At 54.9% G+C, this 25,643-nt stretch carries 23 protein-coding genes and 1 other annotated feature; of the genes, 18 read left to right on the top strand and 5 right to left on the bottom strand.

Features of this window, described 5'->3' with window-relative positions; translation table 11 throughout:
- Positions 1–10 precede the first annotated feature (10 nt).
- The 9 genes from L1I42_RS08185 (at position 11) to L1I42_RS08225 (ending at position 9,049) form a co-directional block, all read left to right on the top strand.
- Positions 11–1,744 carry an ABC transporter substrate-binding protein gene (locus tag L1I42_RS08185; protein ID WP_236113983.1) on the top strand — a complete coding sequence of 578 codons (1,734 nt, stop codon included), beginning with the start codon at positions 11–13 and terminating at the stop codon, positions 1,742–1,744.
- A 140-nt stretch (positions 1,745–1,884) separates the two neighbouring features.
- On the top strand, positions 1,885–2,964 hold the full coding sequence (locus L1I42_RS08190) for an ABC transporter ATP-binding protein (protein WP_236113984.1): 1,080 nt from the start codon (positions 1,885–1,887) through the stop codon (positions 2,962–2,964).
- Positions 2,957–4,045: an ABC transporter ATP-binding protein gene (locus L1I42_RS08195; RefSeq protein WP_236113985.1), complete on the top strand. Its 1,089-nt coding sequence runs from the start codon at positions 2,957–2,959 to the stop codon at positions 4,043–4,045. Before L1I42_RS08190 ends, L1I42_RS08195 begins: the two co-directional genes overlap by 8 nt.
- Complete coding sequence (locus tag L1I42_RS08200) at positions 4,042–4,908, top strand: carbohydrate ABC transporter permease (protein ID WP_255768691.1); 867 nt, start codon at positions 4,042–4,044, stop codon at positions 4,906–4,908. The genes L1I42_RS08195 and L1I42_RS08200 overlap by 4 nt, the downstream gene beginning before the upstream one ends.
- A gap of 3 nt (positions 4,909–4,911) precedes the next feature.
- Positions 4,912–5,709 (top strand): carbohydrate ABC transporter permease, encoded by a 798-nt coding sequence (locus tag L1I42_RS08205; protein ID WP_439651477.1) that lies wholly within the window; start codon positions 4,912–4,914, stop codon positions 5,707–5,709.
- A complete protein-coding gene (locus tag L1I42_RS08210; RefSeq protein WP_236113987.1) occupies positions 5,709–5,987 on the top strand; it encodes a DUF2160 domain-containing protein in 279 nt (92 codons plus the stop codon). The genes L1I42_RS08205 and L1I42_RS08210 overlap by 1 nt, the downstream gene beginning before the upstream one ends.
- A gap of 6 nt (positions 5,988–5,993) precedes the next feature.
- Positions 5,994–7,493, top strand: a complete 1,500-nt coding sequence (glpK, locus tag L1I42_RS08215) for a glycerol kinase GlpK (RefSeq protein ID WP_236113988.1) — start codon at positions 5,994–5,996, stop codon at positions 7,491–7,493.
- Positions 7,494–7,566: 73 nt separating this feature from the next.
- The gene (locus tag L1I42_RS08220; protein ID WP_236113989.1) at positions 7,567–7,962 is read left to right on the top strand and encodes a BlaI/MecI/CopY family transcriptional regulator; all 396 of its coding nucleotides are present in this window, start codon (positions 7,567–7,569) and stop codon (positions 7,960–7,962) included.
- The gene (locus tag L1I42_RS08225) at positions 7,955–9,049 is read left to right on the top strand and encodes a M56 family metallopeptidase (protein ID WP_236113990.1); all 1,095 of its coding nucleotides are present in this window, start codon (positions 7,955–7,957) and stop codon (positions 9,047–9,049) included. Before L1I42_RS08220 ends, L1I42_RS08225 begins: the two co-directional genes overlap by 8 nt.
- Before the next feature lie 6 nt (positions 9,050–9,055).
- Here L1I42_RS08225 and L1I42_RS08230 read toward each other — a convergent pair whose 3' ends face one another.
- Positions 9,056–9,223 (bottom strand): hypothetical protein, encoded by a 168-nt coding sequence (locus tag L1I42_RS08230; RefSeq protein ID WP_236113991.1) that lies wholly within the window; start codon positions 9,221–9,223, stop codon positions 9,056–9,058.
- Between the two features lie 53 nt (positions 9,224–9,276).
- The gene (locus L1I42_RS08235) at positions 9,277–9,486 is read right to left on the bottom strand and encodes a cold-shock protein (protein ID WP_236113992.1); all 210 of its coding nucleotides are present in this window, start codon (positions 9,484–9,486) and stop codon (positions 9,277–9,279) included.
- Positions 9,487–9,800: 314 nt separating this feature from the next.
- Positions 9,801–9,858, top strand: a sequence feature (sul1 is cis-regulatory element that is thought to sense ions involved in sulfur or methionine metabolism; They are found in Alphaproteobacteria).
- Between the two features lie 57 nt (positions 9,859–9,915).
- On the opposite strand from L1I42_RS08235, the gene L1I42_RS08240 reads away from it, so the two are divergent.
- From L1I42_RS08240 to L1I42_RS08250, 3 genes are all read left to right on the top strand, one after another.
- Complete coding sequence (locus L1I42_RS08240; protein ID WP_236113993.1) at positions 9,916–11,406, top strand: SulP family inorganic anion transporter; 1,491 nt, start codon at positions 9,916–9,918, stop codon at positions 11,404–11,406.
- A 12-nt stretch (positions 11,407–11,418) separates the two neighbouring features.
- The gene (locus L1I42_RS08245; RefSeq protein WP_236113994.1) at positions 11,419–12,276 is read left to right on the top strand and encodes a universal stress protein; all 858 of its coding nucleotides are present in this window, start codon (positions 11,419–11,421) and stop codon (positions 12,274–12,276) included.
- Positions 12,277–12,490: 214 nt separating this feature from the next.
- Positions 12,491–13,693 (top strand): aminopeptidase P family protein, encoded by a 1,203-nt coding sequence (locus L1I42_RS08250; protein ID WP_236113995.1) that lies wholly within the window; start codon positions 12,491–12,493, stop codon positions 13,691–13,693.
- Positions 13,694–13,696: 3 nt separating this feature from the next.
- Here the strand turns inward: L1I42_RS08250 and L1I42_RS08255 are convergent, their stop codons facing one another.
- Entirely contained in the window at positions 13,697–14,617 is a 921-nt protein-coding gene (locus L1I42_RS08255) for an AEC family transporter (RefSeq protein ID WP_236113996.1), read from the bottom strand.
- Positions 14,618–14,824: 207 nt separating this feature from the next.
- Here L1I42_RS08255 and L1I42_RS08260 point away from each other — a divergent pair, with 207 nt between their 5' ends.
- The 5 genes from L1I42_RS08260 (at position 14,825) to L1I42_RS08280 (ending at position 21,435) form a co-directional block, all read left to right on the top strand.
- Positions 14,825–16,441 carry a GMC family oxidoreductase gene (locus L1I42_RS08260; RefSeq protein WP_236113997.1) on the top strand — a complete coding sequence of 539 codons (1,617 nt, stop codon included), beginning with the start codon at positions 14,825–14,827 and terminating at the stop codon, positions 16,439–16,441.
- 114 nt (positions 16,442–16,555) lie between these two features.
- A complete protein-coding gene (gene xylB, locus L1I42_RS08265; RefSeq protein ID WP_236113998.1) occupies positions 16,556–18,007 on the top strand; it encodes a xylulokinase in 1,452 nt (483 codons plus the stop codon).
- Entirely contained in the window at positions 18,004–19,308 is a 1,305-nt protein-coding gene (xylA, locus tag L1I42_RS08270; protein ID WP_236113999.1) for a xylose isomerase, read from the top strand. Before xylB ends, xylA begins: the two co-directional genes overlap by 4 nt.
- 26 nt (positions 19,309–19,334) lie before the next feature.
- Positions 19,335–19,988: a fructose-6-phosphate aldolase gene (fsa, locus tag L1I42_RS08275; protein WP_236114000.1), complete on the top strand. Its 654-nt coding sequence runs from the start codon at positions 19,335–19,337 to the stop codon at positions 19,986–19,988.
- 133 nt (positions 19,989–20,121) lie between these two features.
- Entirely contained in the window at positions 20,122–21,435 is a 1,314-nt protein-coding gene (locus L1I42_RS08280) for a cytochrome-c peroxidase (protein ID WP_236114001.1), read from the top strand.
- Between the two features lie 164 nt (positions 21,436–21,599).
- Here the strand turns inward: L1I42_RS08280 and L1I42_RS08285 are convergent, their stop codons facing one another.
- Together L1I42_RS08285 and L1I42_RS08290 are read right to left on the bottom strand one after the other, a co-directional pair.
- Positions 21,600–23,162 carry a CRTAC1 family protein gene (locus tag L1I42_RS08285; protein WP_236114002.1) on the bottom strand — a complete coding sequence of 521 codons (1,563 nt, stop codon included), beginning with the start codon at positions 23,160–23,162 and terminating at the stop codon, positions 21,600–21,602.
- Positions 23,152–24,357 (bottom strand): ROK family transcriptional regulator, encoded by a 1,206-nt coding sequence (locus L1I42_RS08290; RefSeq protein ID WP_236114003.1) that lies wholly within the window; start codon positions 24,355–24,357, stop codon positions 23,152–23,154. The genes L1I42_RS08285 and L1I42_RS08290 overlap by 11 nt, the downstream gene beginning before the upstream one ends.
- A 226-nt stretch (positions 24,358–24,583) precedes the next feature.
- On the opposite strand from L1I42_RS08290, the gene xylF reads away from it, so the two are divergent.
- Positions 24,584–25,615, top strand: a complete 1,032-nt coding sequence (gene xylF, locus L1I42_RS08295; protein ID WP_236114004.1) for a D-xylose ABC transporter substrate-binding protein — start codon at positions 24,584–24,586, stop codon at positions 25,613–25,615.
- The last annotated feature ends 28 nt before the right edge of the window (positions 25,616–25,643 follow it).

The following is a 25,643-nucleotide window of genomic DNA, read 5'->3' on the forward strand; positions in this document are numbered from 1 at the left end:
GGAGGAACCTATGAGGAAGACGCAACTTCTTTGCGCCGTAGCGGCTGTCGCCGTTATGGCCGGGGCCCATTCAGCCTATGCAGGCGCGGATGAGGCCAAAAAATGGATCGAGGCTGAGTTTCAGCCGTCCACATTGACCAAAGATGAGCAAATGCAGGAGATGCAGTGGTTCATCGATGCGGCAGCACCATATGCCGGCATGGAAATCAATGTTCTGTCAGAGGGCATTCCAACCCACTCTTACGAGAGTGAAGTGTTGGCAAAGGCCTTCTTTGAAATCACCGGTATTAAAGTCAATCACCAGATTTTGGGCGAAGGCGAAGTGGTGCAGGCGGTGCAAACCCAAATGCAAACCAACCGCAATCTTTATGATGCCTATGTCAACGATTCTGACTTGATCGGCACCCACTCGCGTATGCAATTGGCGGTCAACCTGTCTGACTTTATGGCAGGCGAGGGCGCAGATGTGACCAACCCGATGCTGGATCTGGATGACTTTATGGGCACTCAGTTCACCACCGGGCCCGATGGTGACCTTTACCAATTGCCAGACCAACAATTTGCCAACCTTTACTGGTTCCGCAAAGACTGGTTCGATCGTGAAGACATTCGCGCAGCGTTTGAAGAGCGTTATGGCTATGAGCTCGGCGTGCCTGTTAACTGGTCCGCTTATGAAGACATTGCCGAGTTTTTCACCAAATATGTTGTCGATATTGATGGCACCACCGTTTATGGTCACATGGACTATGGTAAGCGCGCGCCCGATTTGGGTTGGCGCATGACGGATGCCTGGCTCTCCATGGCCGGGGCTGGCTCAAAAGGCCTGCCAAATGGTGTGCCGATTGATGAGTGGGGCATTCGCATGGAAGCGGATACCTGTAATCCTGTGGGTGCATCGGTAACCCGTGGTGGCGCCACCAACGGACCGGCAGCGGTATATGCGATCCGCAAATGGGATGAGTGGTTGCGCAATTATGCCCCACCAGCCGCCGCTTCGTTCGACTTCTATCAGTCTTTGCCAGCGTTGAGCATTGGCAATGTGGCCCAGCAAATTTTCTGGTACACTGCCTTTACCGCTGACATGGTGAAACCCCGCTCTGAAGGCAACATGACTGTGGATGAAGAGGGTAAGCCATTGTGGCGCATGGCCCCAAGCCCCCACGGCCCTTATTGGGAAACCGGCCAGAAAGTTGGCTATCAAGATGTGGGTTCATGGACCATTTTGAAATCAACACCAATGGAGCGCGCGAAAGCGGCTTGGCTTTATGCCCAGTTCGTTGTGTCCAAAACGGTGGATGTGAAAAAGTCCCATGTTGGTCTCACCTTCATTCGCGACAGCTCAGTTAATCACGAGAGCTTCACCGAGCGGTCTGAAAAGCTAGGTGGTCTGGTTGAATTCTATCGGTCACCAGAGCGCAACAAATGGACTCCGACTGGCGTGAACGTGCCTGACTATCCAAAGCTTGCCCAAATCTGGTGGCAGCAAATTGGTGACGTGAACTCCGGTGCCTTCACCCCACAAGAAGCGATGGACCGTTTGGCACAAGAAATGGACATCACCATGGCCCGCATGCAGGCGGCTGATGAAGCAGCCGGCGTATATGGCGGTTGTGGCCCGCGTCTGAATGAAGAAAAAGACGCCGAATGGTGGATGGCCAATGGTGGCGCCAAGCCGAAGCTCGACAATGAGAAGCCTCAAGGCGTGACCGTACGCTATGAAGATCTCGTGGCCAGCTGGGACTAAGACTCTCCATAAAATAGGACAGATTTTCCTCTGACCTTGTATCGGTTGGGGCCTAAGGGCCCCGACCCTTCGAATTTCAACCAGCCCAAGGCTGAAGGTGGCATCTTTGAATATGCCACGAGCAACAGGACAGGTGTGTCATGGCACTGGAGTTACAAAACATCACCAAAAAGGTCGGCGGGGTCACGCATATCAAGCCCACAAATCTGGTGTTGGAAAGCGGGCACTTTAACGTGTTGTTGGGCGAAACTGGCGCGGGCAAAACCTCGCTGATCAAACTGATGGCCGGGTTGGACCCAATTGCAGACGGTCAGCTGTTGATGGATGGGGAGGATGTGACCGGCCAAAGCACGCAAAAGCGCAATATTTCGCTCGTGCATCAGTTCTTCGTCAATTACCCGCATATGACCGTGTTTGAAAATATTGCCTCACCCCTCAAAGTTACCGGCATGGCCAAATCCGAGATTGAGGGACGGGTTGAAGAAGCGGCAAATATTTTGCAGCTCAAACCCATGCTCAATCGCAAACCGCATGAGCTTTCCGGCGGGCAACAACAGCGCTGCGCTTTGGCGCGCGCCATCGCCAAGCAGAGCAAGGCGGTGTTTCTGGACGAGCCGTTGGCGAACCTTGATTATAAATTGCGTGAAGAGTTGCGTGAGCAATTGCCCGAACTGTTTGCGGGACGCGGCGCGATTGTGGTTTATGCCACTTCAGAACCTGAAGAAGCCCTTTTGCTGGGCGGGAAAACCGCTTTGATGCAGGATGGTCAGGTGGCGCAATTCGGCCCCACCGCCGATATCTATCGCACACCCAACAGCTTGATGGCCGCGGGTATTTTCTCTGATCCGCCGATCAATATGGCAGAATTCACCAAAACCGGACGTATGGCCCATATGGGACGCAACATCAGCTGGGAGCTTTCTGACGAAAGAGCGGGGTTGAAAGATGGTGTTTATAAACTGGCCATTCGCCCGCACCATGTGCTGCCCTACAAAACAGACGCCGCCAGCGTGCCGATTGTGGGCAAAGTGTTGGTCACAGAATTGAGCGGCTCCGAATCCTCGGCCCATTTCGAGGCCGATATGGCGAACTGGGTCTCACTGGCCCGGGGCATTCACCCCTATCAGGTGGGCGAAAATCATCAATTTTTCATGGACCCGAACCAGTGCTTCATTTTTGCATTGGATGGCGCGCCAGTGGGAGGCGATCACCATGGCTAAAATCACACTCTCGCAACTCAGACACAGCTATTTCGACCAGCCGCGCGGGCCGGAAGATTACGCCCTCAAACAGATCGACCTGGATTGGCATGATGGCGGCGCCTATGCGCTGTTGGGGCCATCGGGGTGTGGCAAGTCCACTTTGTTGAACATTATTTCCGGGCTGCGGACTCCCTCTGAAGGTCGTATTTTGTTTGATGATCAGGACGTCACCCATTTGCCGCCGGATCAACGCAACATTGCGCAGGTGTTTCAGTTCCCTGTGATCTACGACACGATGAGCGTTTATGACAATCTGGCCTTTCCTTTGCGCAATCGTGGCGTGCCAGCCGCGCAGATTGACAAGCGGGTGCATGAAATCGCCCAAATGCTGGAAGTTGAAGAGATGCTCAATCTGCGGGCTGCGGGGCTCTCGCCGGACAATAAGCAGAAAATCTCCATGGGCCGTGGCCTGGTGCGCGATGACGTGAATGTGGTCATGTTTGACGAACCGCTCACCGTGATCGACCCGCATCTGAAATGGAAGCTGCGCTCAAAGCTCAAGGAACTGCACCAGCGGGTGCGGGCCACGATGATTTATGTGACCCACGATCAGACAGAGGCACTGACTTTTGCCGATCAGGTGGTGGTGATGCAGGACGGTGAGATTGTGCAGATCGGCACGCCTGTCGACTTGTTTGAACGCCCGGCCCACACTTTTGTGGGGCACTTTATCGGCTCACCGGGCATGAATGTGTTGCCCTGTGAGGTGAAAGAGGGCGGGGCCTTTATTGCCGGGCAACAAGTCGCGCTAGAGGGCGAGATTGTCGGCGGTAAACAGGGCCAAACCCAAATCGGTATTCGGCCAGAATATGTGTCGCTGGGCAGTGATGGTCTGCCGGCGACGGTGAAAAAAGTGGCAGATGTGGGCCGCCATTATGTGGTGGATGCGATGATGGGCGAGCAAAAAGTCTCGGCCATCATCAAACAAGACGTCCCCGAACCCGGCCAGGCCGTTCATCTGCAATTCAAGCCCGAACAGACAAGGCTTTATCGGGATAGTTGGCTGGCCACAGCAGCGCGGGAGGCAAGCGCATCATGAAAACCGAAAATCAAAAAGCATGGTTCTTTGTGCTGCCGGTGCTGATCCTGGTGGCCTTCAATGCCCTGATTCCGATGATGACAGTGGTCAACTATTCGGTGCAGGAAACCTTTGGTGACAATCTGTTTTTCTGGGAAGGGCTGACCTGGTTTGAAAACCTGTTGCGTTCGGAACGCTTTCATGCCGCGCTGGGCCGCCAGTTTCTGTTCACCTTTCTTATTCTGATCATTGAAGTGCCACTGGGCATTGCCATTGCCATGTCCATGCCGCGCAAGGGCATTTGGGTGCCTTTCTGCCTGGTGATCATGGCTTTGCCCATGCTCATTCCATGGAATGTGGTCGGGGCGATGTGGAATATCTTCACCCTGCCAGACATTGGCTTGATGGGGTACTTCCTCAACCATGTGCTGGGCATTTCCTATGATATGACACAAAATGTGTTTGCGGCCTGGGTCACCATCATCATTATGGATGTGTGGCACTGGACATCCCTTGTCGTGCTGCTGAGCTATGCGGGATTGGTTTCAATCCCCGAGGCTTACTATCAGGCGGCGAAAATTGACGGCGCCAGCAATTTTGCGGTGTTCCGCTTTATTCAGCTGCCGAAAATGAAAAATGTGCTGACCATCGCCATTTTGCTGCGCTTTATCGACAGCTTTAACATTTACACCGAGCCCTTTGTGCTCACCGGCGGTGGCCCGGGCAACTCCACCACGCTACTGTCGATTGATCTGGTGAAGATTGCCCTTGGGCAGTTCGATCTGGGCCCGGCGGCGGCCATGTCCCTCATATATTTCGCCATCACCCTTCTGGTCAGCTGGTTGTTCTACACGCTGATGACCAAAGATGATGTTAGGAGCTAGATGATGCAAAAACGTTCCATCGTCACCATTACCTATATCGTGTTCTTGTTGCTGCCTATCTATTGGCTGGTGGCCATGAGCTTCAAACCAACGAACGAAATTTTGGGTGGATTTTCCCTATTCCCCCAAACGTTCACGCTGGCCAACTATAAAGTGATTTTCACCGACCCGACCTGGTATTGGGGCTATATCAACTCGATCATTTATGTGACCCTGAACACGTTGATTTCGGTGGCTGTTGCTCTGCCCGCAGCCTACGCCTTCTCGCGTTACCGCTTTTTGGGCGACAAGCAATTATTCTTCTGGCTGTTGACAAACCGCATGGCGCCAGCGGCGGTATTTGCCTTGCCGTTCTTCCAGCTTTATTCGGCTGTGGGGCTGTTCGATACCCATTTGGCAGTGGCGTTGGCGCACACCTTGTTCAACGTGCCTTTGGCCGTGTGGATTTTGGAAGGCTTTATGGGTGGTGTGCCCAAAGAGCTGGACGAAACAGCCTATGTGGATGGTTATTCATTCCCTCGCTTTTTTGTCACCATTTTTGTTCCCACCATCAAAGCCGGGGTCGGCGTGGCCGCCTTCTTCTGCTTTATGTTCTCTTGGGTGGAACTGCTGTTGGGCAAAACGCTGACGTCCGTGGCCGCCAAACCCATCGCGGCGACCATGACCAAAACGGCCTCCAGTGCCGGTTATGAGTTGGGTTTGCTGGCGGCGGCCGGCACGCTGACCATTATTCCGGGGGCCATCGTTATCTATTTCGTGCGTAATTATATCGCGAAAGGTTTCGCGATGGGGAGGGTATAATGCTGACTTGGATGGCATGGACCTGGCCAACCGCCCTTGTGTTTATCGGCATCTTTTCTGCCATGGGCGTGTTGACCATTATCGAAATCAAATATCCCGGGGGTGGCGAACGCAAAGGGGCCCTCGGCCTTGTCACCACCCGTGGCGACCGGCTGTTTCTCACCCTCTTGGGCAGCGCCTATATCTTTCTGGCCTGGCTCGGTATTTTCGGTACCCCACTGTGGGCGCCATTGGCCATCGCCATCGGTTGGGGCGTGTTCTGCTTTTGGAAAGTGTAATCGGGCATGGCCAAGTCCTATATTCTGGCGATTGATCAGGGCACAACCTCCAGCCGGGCGATCATTTTTGATCGGGATTTGACCCCGGTGGCCACGGGGCAGGAAGAGTTTGAACAAATCTTTCCCCAGTCCGGCTGGGTGGAACATAATCCGGAAGATATCTGGTCCACCAGCGTGGCCATGTGCCATCAGGCGATTGAAAAGGCGCATATCTCACCGCGGGACATTGCCGCCATCGGCGTGACCAACCAGCGAGAGACCACCATTTTATGGGACCGGAAAACCGGGCGGCCGATCCATAATGCCATTGTGTGGCAGGATCGGCGCACGGCCCCCCTGTGTCAAAAGCTTAAAGATGATGGCCACGAGCCTATGGTGCGGGACAAAACCGGGCTATTGCTCGACCCCTACTTCTCCGCCACCAAGATCAATTGGATCTTGAATGAAGCGCCGGGTGCACTGGAAAAAGCAGTCCGGGGAGACATTTTGTTCGGCACGGTAGACAGTTATTTGATCTGGCATCTCACCGGCGGGCAGGTGCACGCCACCGACGCCACCAACGCCGCCCGCACCATGCTCTATAATATTGTGACCGGTGAATGGGATCAGGATTTATGCGATCTATTTGACGTGCCGATGGCGCTCTTGCCAGAGGTTAAAGACAGCGCCGATGATTTTGGCGTGACCCGCACAGATTTGTTTGGCGGCGAAGCCATCCCCATTCGTGGCGTCGCGGGCGACCAGCAGGCGGCCACGGTAGGGCAGGCCTGTTTTGAGCCAGGCATGGCTAAATCCACCTATGGGACGGGCTGTTTTGTGCTGCTCAATACCGGTAAAACACCAGTGTTTTCCAACAACCGCCTGTTGACGACCATTGCTTATCAGTTAAACGGCCAACCCACTTACGCGCTTGAGGGCGCGATTTTTGTCGCCGGGGCGGTGGTGCAATGGCTGCGAGATGGATTGAAGATTATCCGCGATGCGGCGGAGAGCGACAAGTTGGCCAAGGCGGCAGATGGCACACAATCGGTTTATTTTGTCCCCGCGTTCACCGGCCTCGGCGCGCCCTATTGGGATGCGGAAAGTCGTGGCGCCATTTTTGGGCTTACGCGCAATAGCGGGCCAGCAGAAATTGCCTGCGCCGCGCTCGAAAGCGTTGCGTTCCAAACACGTGATCTGATTGAGGCTATGCATGAAGATTGGGGCGACGAAGGCACGCGTATTTTGCGTATTGATGGGGGCATGGCCAACAATGAATTTGCTATGCAAAAACTTGCTGATCAGTTGCAGGCCCCGGTTGATAGACCGCACATCACAGAAACAACCGCACTGGGCGCGGCTTATCTCGCGGGATTAAGCGCCGGTCTCTTCGGCGGGCCAGAGCAGTTTGCCCGACAGTGGCAATCGGCCCATCAATTTGCGCCTAAAATTAAAAAATCGGCGGCCGATCAGGACTATGCGGGATGGCAATTGGCGGTGCAACGGGTGCTGTATAAAGGCGACTAGTGCGTGGCTTGCCAGATTAGATATTTAGTACTAAATTTCTCGTATTGTCCCTAGCAAAAGAAAAAGAAGTTTTATGGCCCGCAAGCACGATCCAGATTTTCTCACCAGCGTCGAGTTGGAGTTTATGAACGGACTTTGGGCAATTGGCAGCGGGACTGTTCGGGAAATTATGGCCAATATGGAGGCGGAAACGGATCGCGCCTACACATCTGGGGCCACAGTGATGCGGATTTTGGAGCAAAAAGGGTTTGTTTCCAGCTCGAAAGACGATCGCGCTTTCGTCTACACGCCGCTGATCAGTAAAACGGATTATCAGGGACGCTCAATCCGACATATGTCAAAGTCACTTTTTGGCGACACGCCAACCGCGCTTGTTGCCCGTCTTGTTGATGATGAAATGCTCACCGATGATATGATCGAGCAAATTCGCGATATGCTCGACACCAAGTTAGAGAAAAACGATGATTAATGGCTTGGTGAATTTTTATATCGATCTCAATATTGCGCTGTTGGCTGCTTTTGCGGTTTGGGTGGTTACCCGTTTTTTCCTGGCGCGTGTGGGCTATCGATTTTCATTCACCGCCGAACAATATCTGATCTTTGCTTTTATGGGCATTGCCCTTTTAGGGCCGTTATGCGCCCGATTTTTTGCTTATGTTTTGCCCGCCAATTTCAATCTGACGGATTGGTTGGTCGCTTGGTATTTGGGGGGCGGCTTACAAATGAGTGCGCGCGATTTCCAAAGTGTAATCGGTGCCAAGGGAGCTTTTGTTGAGCAAATATCGCGCCCCAACAATGTCATCACCCTGGTTTTCACCGTGTTGATGGTCTCAGGTTTCGGGTTTTTCTTGTTAAGACTGTGCCGCAGCATTTTCAGCCTCTCCAACATATTGTCGAACAGTTACTCCATCCACAGAATAGGGCGGGTGCATATCGTTGCGTCCGACCGGATCAATGTGCCTTTCACCACCCTGGGCTGGCGCGGCTTTTATGTGGTGGTCCCCATCGACATGCTGTCTCATGCAGGGCAGATGCGGATCGCCATTGCCCATGAAATGCAGCATATTCGGCATGGGGATGTAGCGTGGGAATATATGTGGAGCTTATTGCAGCCGCTTCTGTTCTGGAATCCGGCCTTCGCCCTGTTTCGCAGACGGCTCGGCGTGTTGCGAGAATTGATCTGTGACGCAGCCCTTTTAAAACGTCCCAGCTTCAGCAAGCGTCGCTATTGCGAGACCCTGATCAGCGTTGCGCGGTCTATGAGCAAGGCGCGTCACAGTGCAAATGCGCTGGCCGTGCCCTTTGTGGAGCCGAAGCGTCATTTGGCGCGCCGGGGGCAGTCCAGTTTGGAATATCGCATTCTTTATGCGTTGGAGTTGCCCAGCGCCCACCGCAGCATTAAGGGTGGAAACTGGGGCATTTTATTGCCGCTATGTTTGGCTTTGTTGCTGGTGCTTGTGCTGTTGCAACGGCCCAGTGAGTGGAGCCACGACAGAATTATGCTCTCCACGATTGTCAATCTGGAGCACCTTCAAACATTAAATGGCGGAAATTGAGGGCGCCTAAACGGGCTTTCGTTCGGCCTCTTTGGCCAGACGCAGCGCTTTGAGGCGCGCGGTGTTGTCACTGATGGTTTTCGCCTTTTGCTCGGCGGCTGTCAGCGTGATATTTTGGGGTTTTTGCAGCGCGGCGAAATGTTTTTCAGCTCTTGTGCGGGCATTATCGGTCATCTCGTGACCTTTCAAAAAATGAAAGGGCCGCGCGGTGCGCGGCCCAGATCGTCTTAGTCAACCAAAGCAAGGTCGGCAGCTGATTGCTTGCCGTCACGGCCGCTCTCAAGCTCATAAGTTACTTTCTGGCCTTCAGCGAGACCGGAAAGGCCTGCACGCTCTACAGCAGAAATATGAACGAAAGCGTCTTTGCCGCCATCTTCAGGTGAAATAAAGCCGAAGCCTTTGGTGGTGTTGAAAAATTTAACTGTGCCGGTTGTCATGGCATATACCTTATATAGATAGCTCGGCGCACATTGGGCGCACAAGCGAATTTCCCACGGGCAACATGCCCAAGGGTTTGCAACGTTTTTAGAAATCAGGGGAAGCCAAACAAACCGGTATACCGGCAGATCAGATAGCCAATGATGGCGTGAAACGTGAAGCCTGTATGCGCCTTATTCGCGCAAATAGCAAGCGATTTAATTTGTTTGGGGGAAAATAGGTGAAATGGCGTGTAAAATAAACGTCATCTGAGACCGATATGAGACCGAATGGATTGACGATTGCTCTCAATCCAATATAAGGGCCGCAACCATTTGGACCTTGGTGGGATGCCAAGGTGGCTCTTCCAGCCGCTCATCCGCTGGATAATCAAAATGAAGAACTCCAAACACAAATAAGCTTTTCAAGCTTATGGGTACAAAATCATCATGATGAATTTCTCTTATTATCGCCAACAATGGTTCGGCAACATTCGTGGCGATGTTCTCTCAGGTATTGTGGTTGCCCTTGCCCTAATCCCTGAAGCTATTGCCTTTTCCATTATTGCGGGCGTTGACCCGAAAGTCGGGCTTTATGCCAGCTTCTCCATCGCCGTGATCATCGCTTTCGTGGGCGGGCGCCCAGGCATGATCTCTGCCGCCACTGCCGCCACAGCGGTGTTGATGGTCACTTTGGTGAAAGAACATGGCTTGCAATATTTGCTTGCCGCCACCGTGTTGGCCGGATTGCTGCAGATCGGTGCGGGCTTTCTCAAGCTCGGCTATGTGATGCGCTTTGTGTCCAAATCGGTGATGACCGGTTTTGTGAACGCACTGGCGATCCTGATCTTTATGGCGCAATTGCCCGAGCTGGACCCGAGCAAAGTCCCGCCGCTCACCTATGCATTGGTGGCGCTGGGGCTGGCGATCATCTATCTGTTTCCACGCCTCACCAAAGCCGTGCCGTCACCCTTGGTGACCATTATTGTCCTGACCATTTTGACATTGGTGCTGGGGCTTGAAGTCCGCACAGTGGGCGATATGGGCGCTTTGCCCGATACGCTGCCGGTGTTTCTGATCCCGGACATTCCGTTGAATTTTGAGACCCTGCAGATCATTTTCCCATATTCATTGGCCGTCGCCGTCGTGGGCCTGTTGGAAAGCCTGATGACCCAGCAGATCGTCGATGATCTGACCGACACCACATCCGACCGAAACCAGGAATGTATCGGCCAGGGCTTGGCCAACACCGCCACTGGTTTTATTGGCGGCATGGCGGGCTGTGCCATGATCGGCCAGTCGATCATCAATGTGAAATCCGGCGGGCGCGGGCGGTTGTCTGCCTTTATCGCCGGCACCGTATTGCTGATCATGGTGGTGATTTTGGACGATATCGTGTCCATTATCCCCATGGCCGCGCTTGTGGCGATCATGATCATGGTGTCGATCGGCACCTTCTCCTGGTCCTCAATCAAGAATTTGAAAGAGCACCCGAAATCCTCTTCCATTGTGATGTTGGCCACCGTGTTCTTTGTGATCTACACCCACAATCTTGCCATTGGCGTGTTGGTGGGCGTGTTGCTGTCCGGCATTTTCTTTGCCTGGAAGATCGCGCAATTGTTCCGCGTGCGCACCGACATCACCGAAGATGGCAGCCACCGCACTTATTATGTGGAAGGTCAGCTGTTCTTTGCCTCTAGCGAAGACTTTATGAAAAGCTTTGACTTTAAAGAAGCGCCTGAAAAGGTCACTATTGATGTGAGCCGCGCCCATATCTGGGACATTTCGTCTGTGGCGGCCCTGGACATGGCGGTGCTAAAGTTCCGACGTGATGGGGCGGAAGTTGACATTGTGGGGCTGAACGAGGCCTCTGAAACCATTGTTGACCGGCTCGCCATACATGATAAGCCGGGTGCGCTTGATGAATTATTGGGCCACTAGGGGAGACATATAATGCAAAGCCAAACCATTCTAGCCCTGGTTGACGGGTCCGCCTATTCTGAAAGCGTATGCCATTACGCGGCCTGGATGGCGCAACGCACCCAGTCCAAGGTCAAAATCTATCACATTATGGGCCGCCGCAATGCGGCTGATAGTGACGATTTGAGCGGCGCGATTGTGTTGGGTGCCCGCACCCAATTGCTCGACAAGCTGAGCGCCCTCGATATGGAACGGGCCAAGCTGGCGCAAGAACATGGCCGCGCCATTTTGGAAGATGCCAAAGCCATTGTTCAGGGCGACGGCGACATTGAGGTGCAAACCCGGCTGCGTCAGGGCGATCTGGTGGAAACCGTTGCCGCCAAGGAAGAGACTGGCGATGTGATCGTGGTGGGTAAGCGTGGCGAAGCGCACAAATTGGCGTCGGGCCATTTGGGCTCGAATTTGGAGCGGGTGATCCGCGCCAGCCATAAGCCTGTGTTGGTTGCCAATCGCACCTTTAACCCGGTGAACAAAGTGCTTGTGGCTTTTGATGGCGGGGCGTCATCGCTCAAGGCGGTCGATATGGTCGCCAATTCGCCACTCTATCAGGGGCTCGAGGTAACGTTGGCTTATGTGGGCAAACCATCGGACAAGATACAGTCCGCCCTCGATGCAGCAACGGCCAAGCTGAAGGGCGCGGGGCTGGATGTTGACCAGCAGGTGCTGGCTGGTGAGGCAGACAAAGCTCTATCTGAGCTGACCAACAATGGCGACTATCAGATGCTGGTGATGGGGGCTTTCAGCCGCTCGCGCCTGCGTTCGCTGTTTATCGGCTCCACCACTATGGAAATGATCCGCGCCTGCAAAATCGCCATCATGCTGGTGCATTAGGCCCAACATCGCCGTCCAATCGGATTGAAAATCTATCTTGCCCGGACCTCAAGGTTCGGGCATTATATTTGAAGGGGGAGGCGATGGCGTCGCCACCGCATGTGTTGCGGCCTCTTTTCAACCATCCTGAACGCCGGGATCTTGCTTTTCCGCTTGCTCGGTGAAGGGAGGTCCAATCCCTCTCGGGCTAAGCGCACCGAGAAGGAGATATAGCGTGGATCGACCCGAATTTTACAGATTTCACCAAGGTGAACGGGTTTTGCCCTTTGCCGCCAGCGAATATGAGGACCGTCTTGCCGGGCTACGTCAGATCATGGAAGCTTTGGGGGTGGATGCTTGCCTGTTCACCTCAATGCATAATATCGCTTATTATTCCGGCTTTCTTTATTGTGCCTTTGGCCGCCCCTATGGCCTTGTTGTTACGCCAACTGAAAGCGTCACCATCAGCGCCGGTATTGATGCGGCGCAACCGTGGCGTCGGTCCCATGGGGACAACATCACCTACACAGACTGGCACCGCAACAATTATTGGCGGGCTGTGCGCTCTGTCACCGGTGAAGGTCGCACAATTGGTCTAGAAGGGGATCATCTCTCACTCTCACAAAAAGCCGTGCTCGATGCGTTTTTGACTCCGTTAAGCACTGTCGATGTTGCGCCGGCAACCATGCGCCAGCGCATGCACAAATCTCCGGCCGAAATCGAGCTGATCCGGCAAGGCGCGCAAGTGGCTGACGTTGGTGGCTATGCCATCAAGGACGCCATCAAAGTCGGCGCGCGCGAGATCGATGTGGCCATGGCGGGCCGCGATGCGATGGAGCTGGAAATCGCCAAACGCTTTCCGGATGCAGAATATAGGGACAGCTGGGTCTGGTTCCAATCAGGCATCAATACCGATGGGGCCCACAATCCGGTCACCGGTCGCAAGCTTGAGGTGGGCGATATTCTCAGCCTTAACACCTTCCCGATGATCTCAGGTTATTACACCGCGCTTGAACGCACCTTGTTTGTGCAGCATGTGGATGAAGCGTCGCTGAAGATTTGGGAAGCCAATGTGGCCGCCCATGAATATGGCATATCCCTGCTCAAACCGGGGATGAGCTGTGCCGGGATCACGGAAAAGATCAACGCGTTTTTCCAAGACCGCGATTTGCTGCAATACCGCACCTTTGGTTATGGCCATTCCTTCGGCGTGCTGAGCCATTATTATGGCCGCGAAGCCGGGCTTGAGTTGCGCGAGGACATCAATACCGTTTTGGAGCCAGGCATGGTGATTTCAATGGAGCCGATGCTGACCATCCCCGAAGGCCAACCGGGTGCCGGTGGCTATCGGGAACATGATATTCTGGTGATCACCGAGACCGGCAATGAAAATATCACTGGTTACCCCTATGGGCCGGCGTTCAACATTGTGGGCTAACCCCTAGCCGGAAATTGGCTTGAGCAATGCAATCACAATCGAAACGGTCGCCACTGACGCGATTGTGGAGATCAAAATGGATGCGGAGATTTTTTGCGGCGCCACCTCATAATGTTGCGCCAAAATATAAACATTGCCCGCCACAGGCAGGGCGGCGCAGGCGATCATGACGCTGGCGGCAAAAGGCTCAACGCCGAACACCCAAAGGGCGGCAACGGCCACCGCCAGCGGATGCAAAAACAGCTTGAGTCCCCCAAGCCAGAAAGCGGGCACAAGCCCACGCGCTTTGATGGTGGAAAGTGAAGCGCCAATCGCGACGAGGGCGCCCGGGGTGGCGGCGGCGCCAAGAATGGTGACAAAATCATCGAGGGGTTGCCACATGGGAATATTAAATCCTGACCAGCATAGCCCCAGGGTGATGGCAACAATCATCGGGTTGCGGATCAGGCCCGAAAAAGCCGACTTCGCCGCAGCGAGGGGGGTGGAGCGGTCCTTTGTGGAAGAGACCAAGACCACCACCAGTGTGCCAAACACCGTCAGGTCCATGGCCAGCACCAGAATGATGGGGCCAATTGCGGCTTCCCCCAACAGCAACACCAGCATGGGCACGCCCAAAAACCCCACATTGCCCACGATGGACGCGTGGGCTTCAAAGGCCATTTCGGCCAAATTCAGCCCCCGGCGCCACGCCGCCAGGGCGGCCACGGCATAGACAAAAAAGGTGCCCAGCACATAGGCGCCGACAAAGGTCCAATCAAACACCTCACCCAGCGACAGCCGCGCCGCAAAACGAAACAACATGGCCGATAGGGCGAAGTAAAAGACGAATTTGGTGAGATAGGCGATGGCCTCTTTCGAAAAAAAGCCCGTGCGCCCAGCGCCATATCCTAGGCCGATCAGCGCAAAAAAGGGCAATGTTTTCAAAAATATTTCCAGCATGGCCAAATGGTAGAGTGAAACATAGTTTTTGACGAGCCAAATTGCGCAGAATGCGTTCTTGCTCGTCGGTGAAGAGATGAGGGCTGGAAACGACGGGTCGGGGCAAAGCTTACGTCTGTCGATGCTGCTCAGGACGGATAAGTGTTGCCAGACCAGACCTGCAGGTTAAGGTAAGTGTCGGGAGGCTTGCATATGGACGAGGCGATCAATTGGGATGGGCAATTTGATTTTGTGATTGTGGGAGGCGGTACAGCTGGCTGCGTGTTGGCCAACCGGCTGTCGGCCAATCCCAATACGCAGGTGCTGCTGTTGGAAGCTGGAGGGCACGATAACTATCATTGGGTGCATATTCCGGTAGGCTATCTTTATTGTATTGGCAATCCGCGCACCGACTGGATGATGAAAACCGCGAGCGAACCCGGCCTGAACGGGCGCCGTCTGGTTTATCCCCGCGGCAAGCTGTTGGGCGGCTGCACCTCCATCAATGGGATGATCTATATGCGTGGTCAGGCTGCCGATTATGATCATTGGCGACAATTGGGCAATAAGGGTTGGGGCTGGGAAGATGTGCTGCCCTATTTCCAAAAATCTGAGGATTATCACGATCCTGAGGCACCCTTACATGGCACCGGCGGCGAGTGGAAAGTGACGCGCCAGCGGCTAAAATGGGAAATTTTGGACGCGGTGCAGGACGCGGCGGCGGAAAAAGGCATAATGCCTCGCAAAGATTTTAATGATGGCTCCAATGAAGGGTCCGGCTTTTTTGATGTGAACCAGAAAGATGGTGTGCGGTGGAACACGGCCAAAGCATTCTTGAAGCCGGCGCAAAAGCGGCCCAATCTCACTGTGCTGACCAAGGCGCACACGCACCGAGTGATCTTTGAGGGGCAAAAGGCCGTCGGTGTGGAATATGATCATCGCGGCCAATCCCTACGGGCACAGGCGGGCCGCGAGGTGATTGTGGCCGCGGGCGCGATCAACTCGCCGAAATTGCTGGAATTGTCCGGCGTTGGCAATCCCGATCTGTTGCGCGATTTTGACATTGAAATGGTACACGCCAACAAGGGCGTGGGCGAGAATTTGCAGGATCATTTGCAAATTCGCACGGTCTATCGGGTGGAGGGGGCTAAAACCCTCAACAAGCTGGCCAACAGTTTTTGGGGCAAGCTGAAAATGGGGCTGGAATATGGGCTCAAGCAATCCGGGCCCTTGTCTATGGCGCCGAGCCAGTTTGGCATGTTCACCAAATCCGCGCCGCATCTCGACACGCCTGATCTGGAATATCATGTGCAACCGCTCTCTACCGACAAGCTAGGCGATCCGCTACATGATTTCCCGGCCATCACCATGTCTGTGTGCAATTTGCGGCCACAAAGCGTAGGGGCGAGCCACATCAACAGCACCGACACAAAGACCCAACCGCATATTCAGCTTAACTATCTCTCCGCTGATGCGGACCGGCAGGTGGCGCTGAAAGCGGTGCGGCAAGCCCGCGATATTATGACCGCGTCTGCGCTGCAAAAATACCAGCCCACTGAAATTCTGCCGGGACTGCAAGTGGACAGCGATGCGGAGCTGCTAGAGAAGATCGGGGATATCGCAACAACGATCTTTCACCCCGTGGGCACCTGCAAAATGGGCCAGGATGCAGAGGCGGTGGTGGATGATCAGTTGCGGGTGCACGGGGTACAGAATTTACGCGTGGTCGACGCCTCGATCATGCCCAAAATCACCTCCGGCAACACCGCCTCGCCCGTGATTATGATTGCGGAAAAGGCCAGTGACCTAATTTTAGCGGCCCAAGGCTAAGCGGTCTTTTCTCGAACAATTCGCGCATTTTTAATGCCTCGCTACGCCTGTCCGACTTTTTTTAATTTGACATCCGAATTAAATATAATCTAGGTTGGCGGCGAGGAGAGGACTATGTATCTGGGACTAGATTTGGGCACCTCGGGCCTGCGCGGCCTGTTGATAGACGAACAGGGCGCTATAAAAGGCTCGGCGGCTGTCGCCTTTGGCACCGACCATCCCCATGCGGGCTGGAGTGAGCAGGAGCCGCATTTATGGATTGATGCGTGCGATAAAGTGCTGAGCGAATTGCACCGCACAGCGCCTGACGCAATGGCCAATCTCAAAGGCATTGGCATTTCCGGCCATATGCATGGCGCGGTGTTGTTAGACAAAAAGCTGAAGGTGCTGCGGCCCTGCATTTTGTGGAACGACACCAGAAGTCATGCAGAAGCGGCGACGCTGGACCAGATCAAAAATGTGCGCGAGCTGTCCGGCAATATTGTGTTTCCCGGCTTCACCGCGCCAAAATTGCTCTGGGTGAAGTCCTATGAACCCAAGATTTTTGCCAAAACCGCTCATGTGGTGCTGCCCAAAGATTATTTGCGGTTGCACCTGACCGGCCTGTTGCGCGCCGAGATTTCTGATGCGGCCGGGTCAAGCTGGCTGAACACGGGCACGCGGCGCTGGTCGCAACGCTTGCTGGAAGCGGGCCAGATCGACAATCTGGACATGCCTGATCTGGTGGAAGGCTCCGAGCCGGCGGGCAGCTTGCGCGATGAATTGCGCAGCCGATGGGGCATTGAGCACGAGGTGATGGTGGTAGGCGGTGGCGCCGACAATGCCGCTGCAGCTTGTGGCGCGGGCGTTTTGAAGGCGGGGCAGGGCTTTGTCTCGCTCGGCACCTCCGGTGTGATTCTGGTGGGACGCGATGAATTTGCCCCGCAGCCTGAAACCGCGGTGCACACCTTTTGCCATGCGGTGCCCGATCGCTGGTATCAGATGGGCGTGACCCTGGCGGCGACCGACAGCTTGAACTGGTATTCCAAGATTGCGGGCGTGGCCCCAGCCCAGCTCGCCAACGAGCTGGGCGAAAAGCTGAAAGCGCCGACACCAGTCCATTTCTTGCCCTATCTGTCGGGCGAACGCACCCCGATCAATGACAGCCATGTGCGCGGCAGCTTTGTCGGCCTTGATATCGCCCATGGCCGCGCGGAGCTGACCAAAGCGGTGATGCAGGGCGTGACATTTGCCTTGCGCCAGTGCCTTGAGGCATTGCACGCCACCGGTGCCGAGGTGGACCGGCTGCTGGCGATTGGCGGCGGGGCGCAGTCTGACTATTGGGTGCAAATGATGGCCACGGCCTTCAATATGCCCATTGATGTGCCGGAAAAAGGCGATTTCGGCGCGGCGCTGGGCGCGGCCCGGCTGGCCATTTGCGGCGTGACCGGGCGCGATCCGGAAGAGGTGATGACCCCGCCCGGCATCGCCCACACCGTGCGCCCCAATCAAAAATTACTGGCTGACTACAACGCAGCCTATGAGAAATTCATCCAGATTTATCCAGCAGTTAGAGCGGTACAATGAGCAGCAATTTTTTCAAGGACATCAGCAAGGTCAAATATGAGGGGGCCGACAGCACCAACCCCATGGCCTTCCATCACTACAATCCTGATGAGGTTGTGATGGGCAAACGCATGGAAGACCATTTGCGGTTTTCCATTGCCTATTGGCACTCGTTCGCCTGGCCGGGCGGGGACCCGTTTGGCGGGCAGACGTTTCAGCGCCCCTGGTTTGGCGACACGATGGAGCTGGCCAAATTGAAGGCCGACGTGGCATTTGAGATGTTCGATATTTTGGGCGCACCCTATTTCTGTTTCCACGATGTGGATGTGCGGCCGGAAGGCGATAATTTTAGTGAAAATACCCGTAATCTAGCTGAAATTACGGATTATTTTGCTGAAAAAATGCAAAGCCAAGGCACCAAGCTTTTGTGGGGCACGGCGAACCTGTTCTCCAACCGCCGTTATATGGCCGGTGCGGCCACCAACCCGGACCCTGAAGTGTTTGCGTTTGCCGCCGCGACAGTCAAAAGCTGCATGGACGCCACGCTGAAGCTGGGCGGTGAAAACTATGTGTTGTGGGGCGGTCGCGAGGGCTATGAAACCCTGTTGAACACCGACCTCAAGAAGGAGCAGGACCAGATGGGCCGCTTCCTCAATATGGTGGTGGACTACAAGCACAAGATTGGCTTTAAGGGCCAGATTCTGGTGGAGCCCAAACCGCAGGAGCCCACCAAGCACCAATATGATTATGACGCTGCCACCTGCTTCAGCTTCTTGCAAAAATATGGGCTGGAAAATGAGGTGAAGCTCAATCTGGAGCAGGGCCATGCGATCTTGGCGGGCCATTCCTTTGAGCATGAGATTGCCACCGCGATCGCGCTGGGCGTGTTTGGTTCCATCGATATGAACCGCAATGATTATCAGTCCGGCTGGGACACCGACCAGTTCCCCAACAATGTGCCGGAAGTGGCGTTGGTCTATTATTATATTTTGAAAAATGGCGGCTTTGACCAGGGCGGCACCAACTTTGATGCGCGATTGCGGCGTCAATCACTTGATCCGCAAGACCTGGTGGCCGCTCATATTGGCGGCATGGATATTTGTGCCCGTGGCCTGAAGGCGGCGGCGGCAATGCTGGACGATGGCGGGTTGGAAGACGCGCTGAAAGAGCGATATGCCGGGTGGGACAGCGCGTTCGGCAAGGAACTGCTCAACAGCTCGCTGGACGAGGTCGCCGCCAAAGTGGAGAGTGACAATATCAATCCTGAGCCACGCTCCGGTCGTCAGGAAATCCTGGAAAATTACGTCAACCGGTTCGTTTAGGCGCACCGGGGAAAGAGTACTAGATAATGAAGTTTTTTATTGATACGGCGGAAGTCAGCGAGATCAAAAAGTGGGCCGATTATGGCTTTCTTGACGGGGTGACGACCAACCCCAGCCTGATCGCCAAATCAGGCCGCAATTTTCTGGACGTGATCAAGGAAATCTGCGATCTGATCGACAGCCCGGTCTCGGCGGAAGTGGCGGCGCTTGATCATGACACCATGATGAAGGAAGCTGAAGTTCTCAAAGAGATCGCGCCCAATGTCGTGATCAAATTGCCCACCACGCTGGACGGGTTGAAAAGCTGTCGGCAACTTACCGCAATGGGCGTGAAAACCAATTTGACCCTTTGCTTTTCCACCAATCAGGCGCTGCTGGCCGCCAAAGCCGGAGCCACCTATGTGAGCCCCTTTATCGGCCGGTTGGACGATATCAATCTGGATGGCATGCACCTGATCCGAGATATTCGTCGCGTGTTTGATAACTATGGTTTTGGCACCGAAATCCTGGCCGCGTCCATCCGCACACCGAACCATGTCAGTGATGCCGCGATTGCGGGGGCCGATGTGGCCACCATTCCGGCTGCTACGCTGGAAAAACTGGCAAAGCATCCGCTGACGGATAAAGGGCTTGATGCTTTTGTTGCGGATTGGAAATCCACGGGCCAATCCATTTTATAGGTTCCCTAAATGTTGAAATTTGGCAAAGTTCTCAATCTTCCTCTTTTTCTCGCTTTGCTGAATTCCGGGGCTGGGGCCAATCGCCCCGGCCCCAATATTTTGCCCCGACAATTTGCAGGTAAGAGGAGGGCACATGCGGTTTAAGCTCGGCATAGGCATGCTGTTGGCCGGCACTCTCGTCACCTATGCGCAAAATATAGACCTGCCTGATTTTGAGCGCGCCACCTTTCCGGCCGTCAATATGAACAAGGTGAAATTGGGGCGTTTTTTGTTTTATGACCCGGTGTTGAGCGGCAATAAAACCGTTTCCTGCGCCAGTTGCCATCATTCGAAATTCGCCACCTCGGACGGTTTGCCGCTGGGCATTGGTGACGGGGGGATTGGCTTAGGTCCGGATCGCAAGCTGGACCCGGACAATCTGCCGGAAGAGCGGGTGCCGCGCAATTCGCCCGCCCTGTTCAATTTGGGCGCCGCACAATTTGTCACTATGTTCCACGATGGCCGGCTGGAGAAAGATGAAAGCCGCCAGTCCGGTATTCGTACCCCATTGGCAGACGAAATGGTGATGGGCTTTGACAATGTGTTGGCGGCGCAGGCCATGTTCCCCGTGCTGTCGCCAGACGAAATGGCTGGGCATTATCAGGAAAATGATGTGTCGCGCGCCGTCCGCATGGGGCTTTTGACCGGGGAAGGCGGCGCTTGGGACATTATCGCCCAACGGGTGCGCGATATTGATGAATATGTGGCGCTGTTTGAAGCGCTGGGTGTACCCAAGGATGAGATCTCCTTTGTGAAAATCGCCAACGCCATTGGCGCCTTTATCGCCTTTGAATGGCGGGCGGACAATAGCCCGTTTGACCAATATGTCTTTGAAGGCAAACCCTTGCCGGAACAGGCCGAAAAGGGCATGGACTTATTTTATGGCCGCGCCGATTGCGCCAGTTGCCATAGCGGCCTGTTTCAGACCGATCATCGGTTTCACGCCATCGCCATGCCGCAACTTGGCCCGGGCAAGGCCGCCCGGTTTGAGACCCATGCCCGCGATGTGGGCCGGGCACATGTGACCGGCAAGGCAGAAGATTTTTATCGCTTCCGCACCCCCAGCCTGCGCAATGTCACCGCGACAGCGCCCTATGGCCATTCGGGTGCCTATACTAAATTGAAAGATGTGATCCGGCACCATACGGACCCGGTCAAATATTTCGAAAACTATGAACGGGACGTGGCACTGCCCGAAATGCCCCATGACGATGACTGGCAGGTGATGGACAATCCCGTCGAACGTGTGGCGATCATCGAGGCCAACGACCTCGCGCCATTTGAATTGAGCGAGAGTGAGATTGAAGCGCTGGTGGCCTTTCTTGAAACGCTGACCGATCAACAAGGGCTTGATGGGCGATTGGGCACGCCGACGGATGTGCCCAGCGGCTTGCCGGTGGATCAGTAGAGTCTGTCACCGCCGCTTTGCCTAAACGTCACCGCTGCATGGATTACCGGGTCAAGCCCGGTAATGACGCTTAGGGGATGTGTTGATGCCCTGCCATTGGCGGCCTTCACGCCGTCACCACCGGACTTGATCCGGTGGTCCAAGCAGCATTAGAAGGGATGCTCTCAATATGCCGAAATCACCAGCGCTGCGCCATCGCGGGCAACTTGATAGGCTTGATTTGTCTCGAGCGTCTGCCAGTCGGATTTGGTTTGATCCGGCCAGATCACCTGCATCTCCACTTTCGCCTGATCGCCCAACCCGAAATGGGCCGGGGCCAATTGACCGCCGGCATGACCGCCGCCAACAGTGATCTCGCGGCTATAGGTGCGCTCTGGTGTGCGCACCTTGATCCAGGCACCAATGGCGTCGCGGTTGGGGGCGAGTTGCTCCAGCTTGATCGCCAGCCAATTGCCCGGATCGGCTGTGGTGTTTTGATAAATCTCTGCTTCGGCGCGGCGGTTATTGACCACCAGATCGAGCTTTCCATCCAGATTGAGATCAATGAGCGCACCGCCACGCGAGCGATCGAGACTGGCAATGCCCGCCACATCGCCCTGTTCCACAAAGCGCCCGTCGGGCTGCTGCACCAAAAGATTGTTGGGGTCCCGCATGGCCACACCGATCATTTGATCCACATTGCCCTTGGCGACAAAAATATCGTCCAGCCCGTCATTTTGCACATCGCCAAATTGGGCGTGCCAGCCGGTGGAGGGACGCCCTTCGTCCCCCAGATAGGGGCGGTGCGCCGTGATGCCTTTTTCATATGCCGCATCGGTGAAGGTGGGCCCTTCAGCATTTTGGGCGAGGCTATGCAATTTCTGATCGCCCATGGAGGTGAGGTAAACTTCCGGCACCCCGTCAAAATTGATGTCGCGGCTGGCAATGCCCATGCCCCAGATCTGATGCTTTTGCCAGCCTTCTCCGGCGGTCACCAAATGCGGCCTCTCGGCCGTGAATTGCCAAAGCTGTTCCTGCCCATCATTAAGATAATAATGACGATCGTTGCTGACCCGCAAATCCTGCTGCCCTTGCCCCGACCAGTCACTGAACAGGATCGAGAGGGCGCAGTAGCCCGGCGTCAGCTCGGTTGCTTCATTATATCGATTGCCCTCGGGGCGCAGCACAATATTGGGTTCACAGGTGCCAAAGGGGCCTTCGGGATCCTTGCGGTCCACATAATTGCCAAAGGCAAGGGTGGGCAGCTCTTGATTTGCTTCCCAGATGGCGGAAAACGCCGTGGTCCAATGGTCAACTTCCAGCCCGTCCAGCAAATCACTGCGGGCAAAGCGGCAATCGCCCTGGCCCTCAAACAGCATATTTTCGCCCACTCGCAAAATAACCAGATCAGTATGGGCGTCATTATTGATATTGAGGGGATAAGCGCCGATGACCCTGGTGAGCTCAATCTCTTCCGCCGCCATTTTCTCAAAATCAATGTCAGCGCCCCGTTCACCTGTCGCATTGCGCAAAAGCGTTGCGGGCGCCGTGCCGCCAGCGAAATAAAGTTCGGGCAATTGGTCATTATTGCAGTCAAAAGCGGCGACGCCACCGCCGACAAAATGCTCCCAACCACCCAGATATTGGTGGTCAATATGGGTGGCGCGCGGCGTGAATTGCGGGGCCGCCATGCTGGTGGCAACGGTGAGCAACAGCGCGACCGAATTGGCGGTGGTTCTATGCCACATGGCCGGCCAACTCCTGCAGGGTGAGTTCGCCCAAGCCCTCGATGGCATAAACCGCCGCACCGGTGGCCCACATTAAATCTCCCCATTTGTGCACCACAATTTCCGGCGGCGCGGCGTCGACTTGCACCACAATATCGCGAATGCTCTCCAACACCTCATCTGCAAACAGAAAGTCGAGCTGCATGCGCTCGCCAGACAGAATGATCAGTTTGGGATCAAAAATATTGACCAGATTGGCCAGCCCAATGGCGAACATACGTGCCGCGCGGTCCAGAACGCTATTGGCAGTTTTGTCGCCCGCGCGGGCCGCTTCGATCAACGCGGCCATATCTGCGGTGGTGTCCCTGTTACCGGTCAATTGGGTGCCCACCGCCATTTCGCGCAGCAAAGCATAGTCGGCCACATAGGCCTCAAGACAGCCGCGCTGACCACAACGGCAAAGTGCCCCGTCCAGATGCACCTTGGTATGGCCAAATTCCGCGCCGCAGCCGCGGGTGCCGCGATAAAGCTCATTGTTGAGCACGATACCCATGCCCACGCCATTTTCGATGGTGACGACCAGAAAATCGCTGACATTTTTGCCCATGCCGATATATTGCTCGGCCTTGGCCACCAGATTGGCATCATTGTCAATGAAAACCGGTTTGCCTAAACGCTGGCTCAGCACATCGCGCAGCTTGAAATTGCGCTCGGTGATCGAGGGTGACCAACGCACGACCCCTTCCACCACATCCACCATACCGGCGAGACCAAGCCCGAAGGCTGATATGTCGTTGAGCGACATGTCAGCTCTCGCCGTGGCCTGTTCCAATTCCGCCATCAGCATCGCCAACAGATCTTCTGGGGCATAGGTGGTGCGGTCGAGAGCAGACCAATATTCCGATAAGGTTTCCCCTTCAAAGTCGCAGATCACGATGGAAATCGAGCGGTTGGCCAGCTTGATGCCCGCCACATTAAAGGCTGCGCCGCAGATTTTAAGGTCCACTTTGGGACGGCCGCGTTTCAAATCTTTCCCTTTGGGTTCCACCGGGATCTCTTCGATCAAACCCCGCTCTAAAAGCTCGGCGGTGATGGTGGTGACCGTGGCGCGGCTGATGCCGGTTTGCTCGGAAAGCTCAATGCGGGGCAGGGGGCCGACTTTGCGAATTTGCGACAATAATGTCCGTCGACCCAGATTTCTTTGCTCGCCCAACATGGCAATCCCTCCCCTTTTTTCCACGATCTATACGCAAAACCGAGAAATTTGCAATTGGCACTTCTTAAAACAGAATTATTAATTCATATATTTCAGTTATTTAACGATTTTCCTTTATTTAATTTGACGTTCGAATTTAAAATTGTTACCCATATTATGTTGGTTGGCAACCCCTCATTTTGCACAAGGCAAGGGAATGCCGGCCTAGTTTCGGGAGGAAAATCGAATGAAGAAATTTATGTTGGCGACTGCCGCTGTGTTGAGCATGGGCGTCGCATCAAATGCTTTGGCCGCAGACCTCGTGGTGGGCGTAAGCTGGTCAAACTTTCAAGAAGAGCGTTGGAAAACGGACGAAGCCGCGATCAAATCAGCGCTTGAGGCTGTGGGTGCAGACTATATTTCTGCCGATGCGCAGGCCTCATCTTCCAAGCAGCTTTCTGACATTGAAAGCCTGATCGCGCGCGGTGCCAATGTGTTGATCATTCTGGCGCAAGATGCTTCAGCGGTTGGCCCAGCGGTAGACGCCGCCACCGATGAAGGCATTCCTGTCATCGCCTATGACCGGTTGATCGAAGATAGCCGCACATTCTATCTGACCTTTGACAATGTTGAAGTTGGCCGCATGCAGGCCCGGGCCATTCTGGAAGCGCAGCCTGAAGGCAACTACGTCATGATCAAAGGCTCGCCCACCGATCCCAACGCAGACTTTTTGCGTGGTGGTCAGCAAGAAGTGTTGCAGGACGCGATTGATGCGGGCGACATCACGATTGTTGACGAAGCCTATACAGATGGCTGGGTGCCTGCCAATGCGCAGCGCAATATGGAGCAGATCCTGACCGCCAATGACAACAATGTGGACGCTGTTGTGGCCTCAAATGACGGCACCGCCGGTGGCGTTGTCGCCGCGCTGACCGCACAGGGCATGGAAGGCATTCCTGTGTCCGGTCAGGATGGTGACCATGCGGCGCTGAACCGTGTGGCTTTGGGCACACAGACTGTCTCCGTGTGGAAAGATGCGCGCGATCTGGGCAAGGAAGCTGGCAATATCGCCGTGCAACTGGCCGGTGGCGCGTCTATGGACGAGATCGAAGGGGCCGAGCTGTGGACCTCACCAGCGGGCACCGAAATCCATGCCAAGTTCCTTGAGCCTGTGCCGATCACCAAAGACAATCTTGACGTTGTACTGGATGCCGGCTGGATTTCCAAAGAGGCACTTTGCGTTGGCGTTGATGGCGAAAACGTAGCTGTTTGTCAGTAACCAAACCGGGAAATGCCTCCCTTTGATT

The sequence above is a fragment of the Maritalea mediterranea genome, from assembly GCF_021568695.1.
GTDB classification, from domain to species: Bacteria; Pseudomonadota; Alphaproteobacteria; order Rhizobiales; family Devosiaceae; genus Maritalea; species Maritalea mediterranea.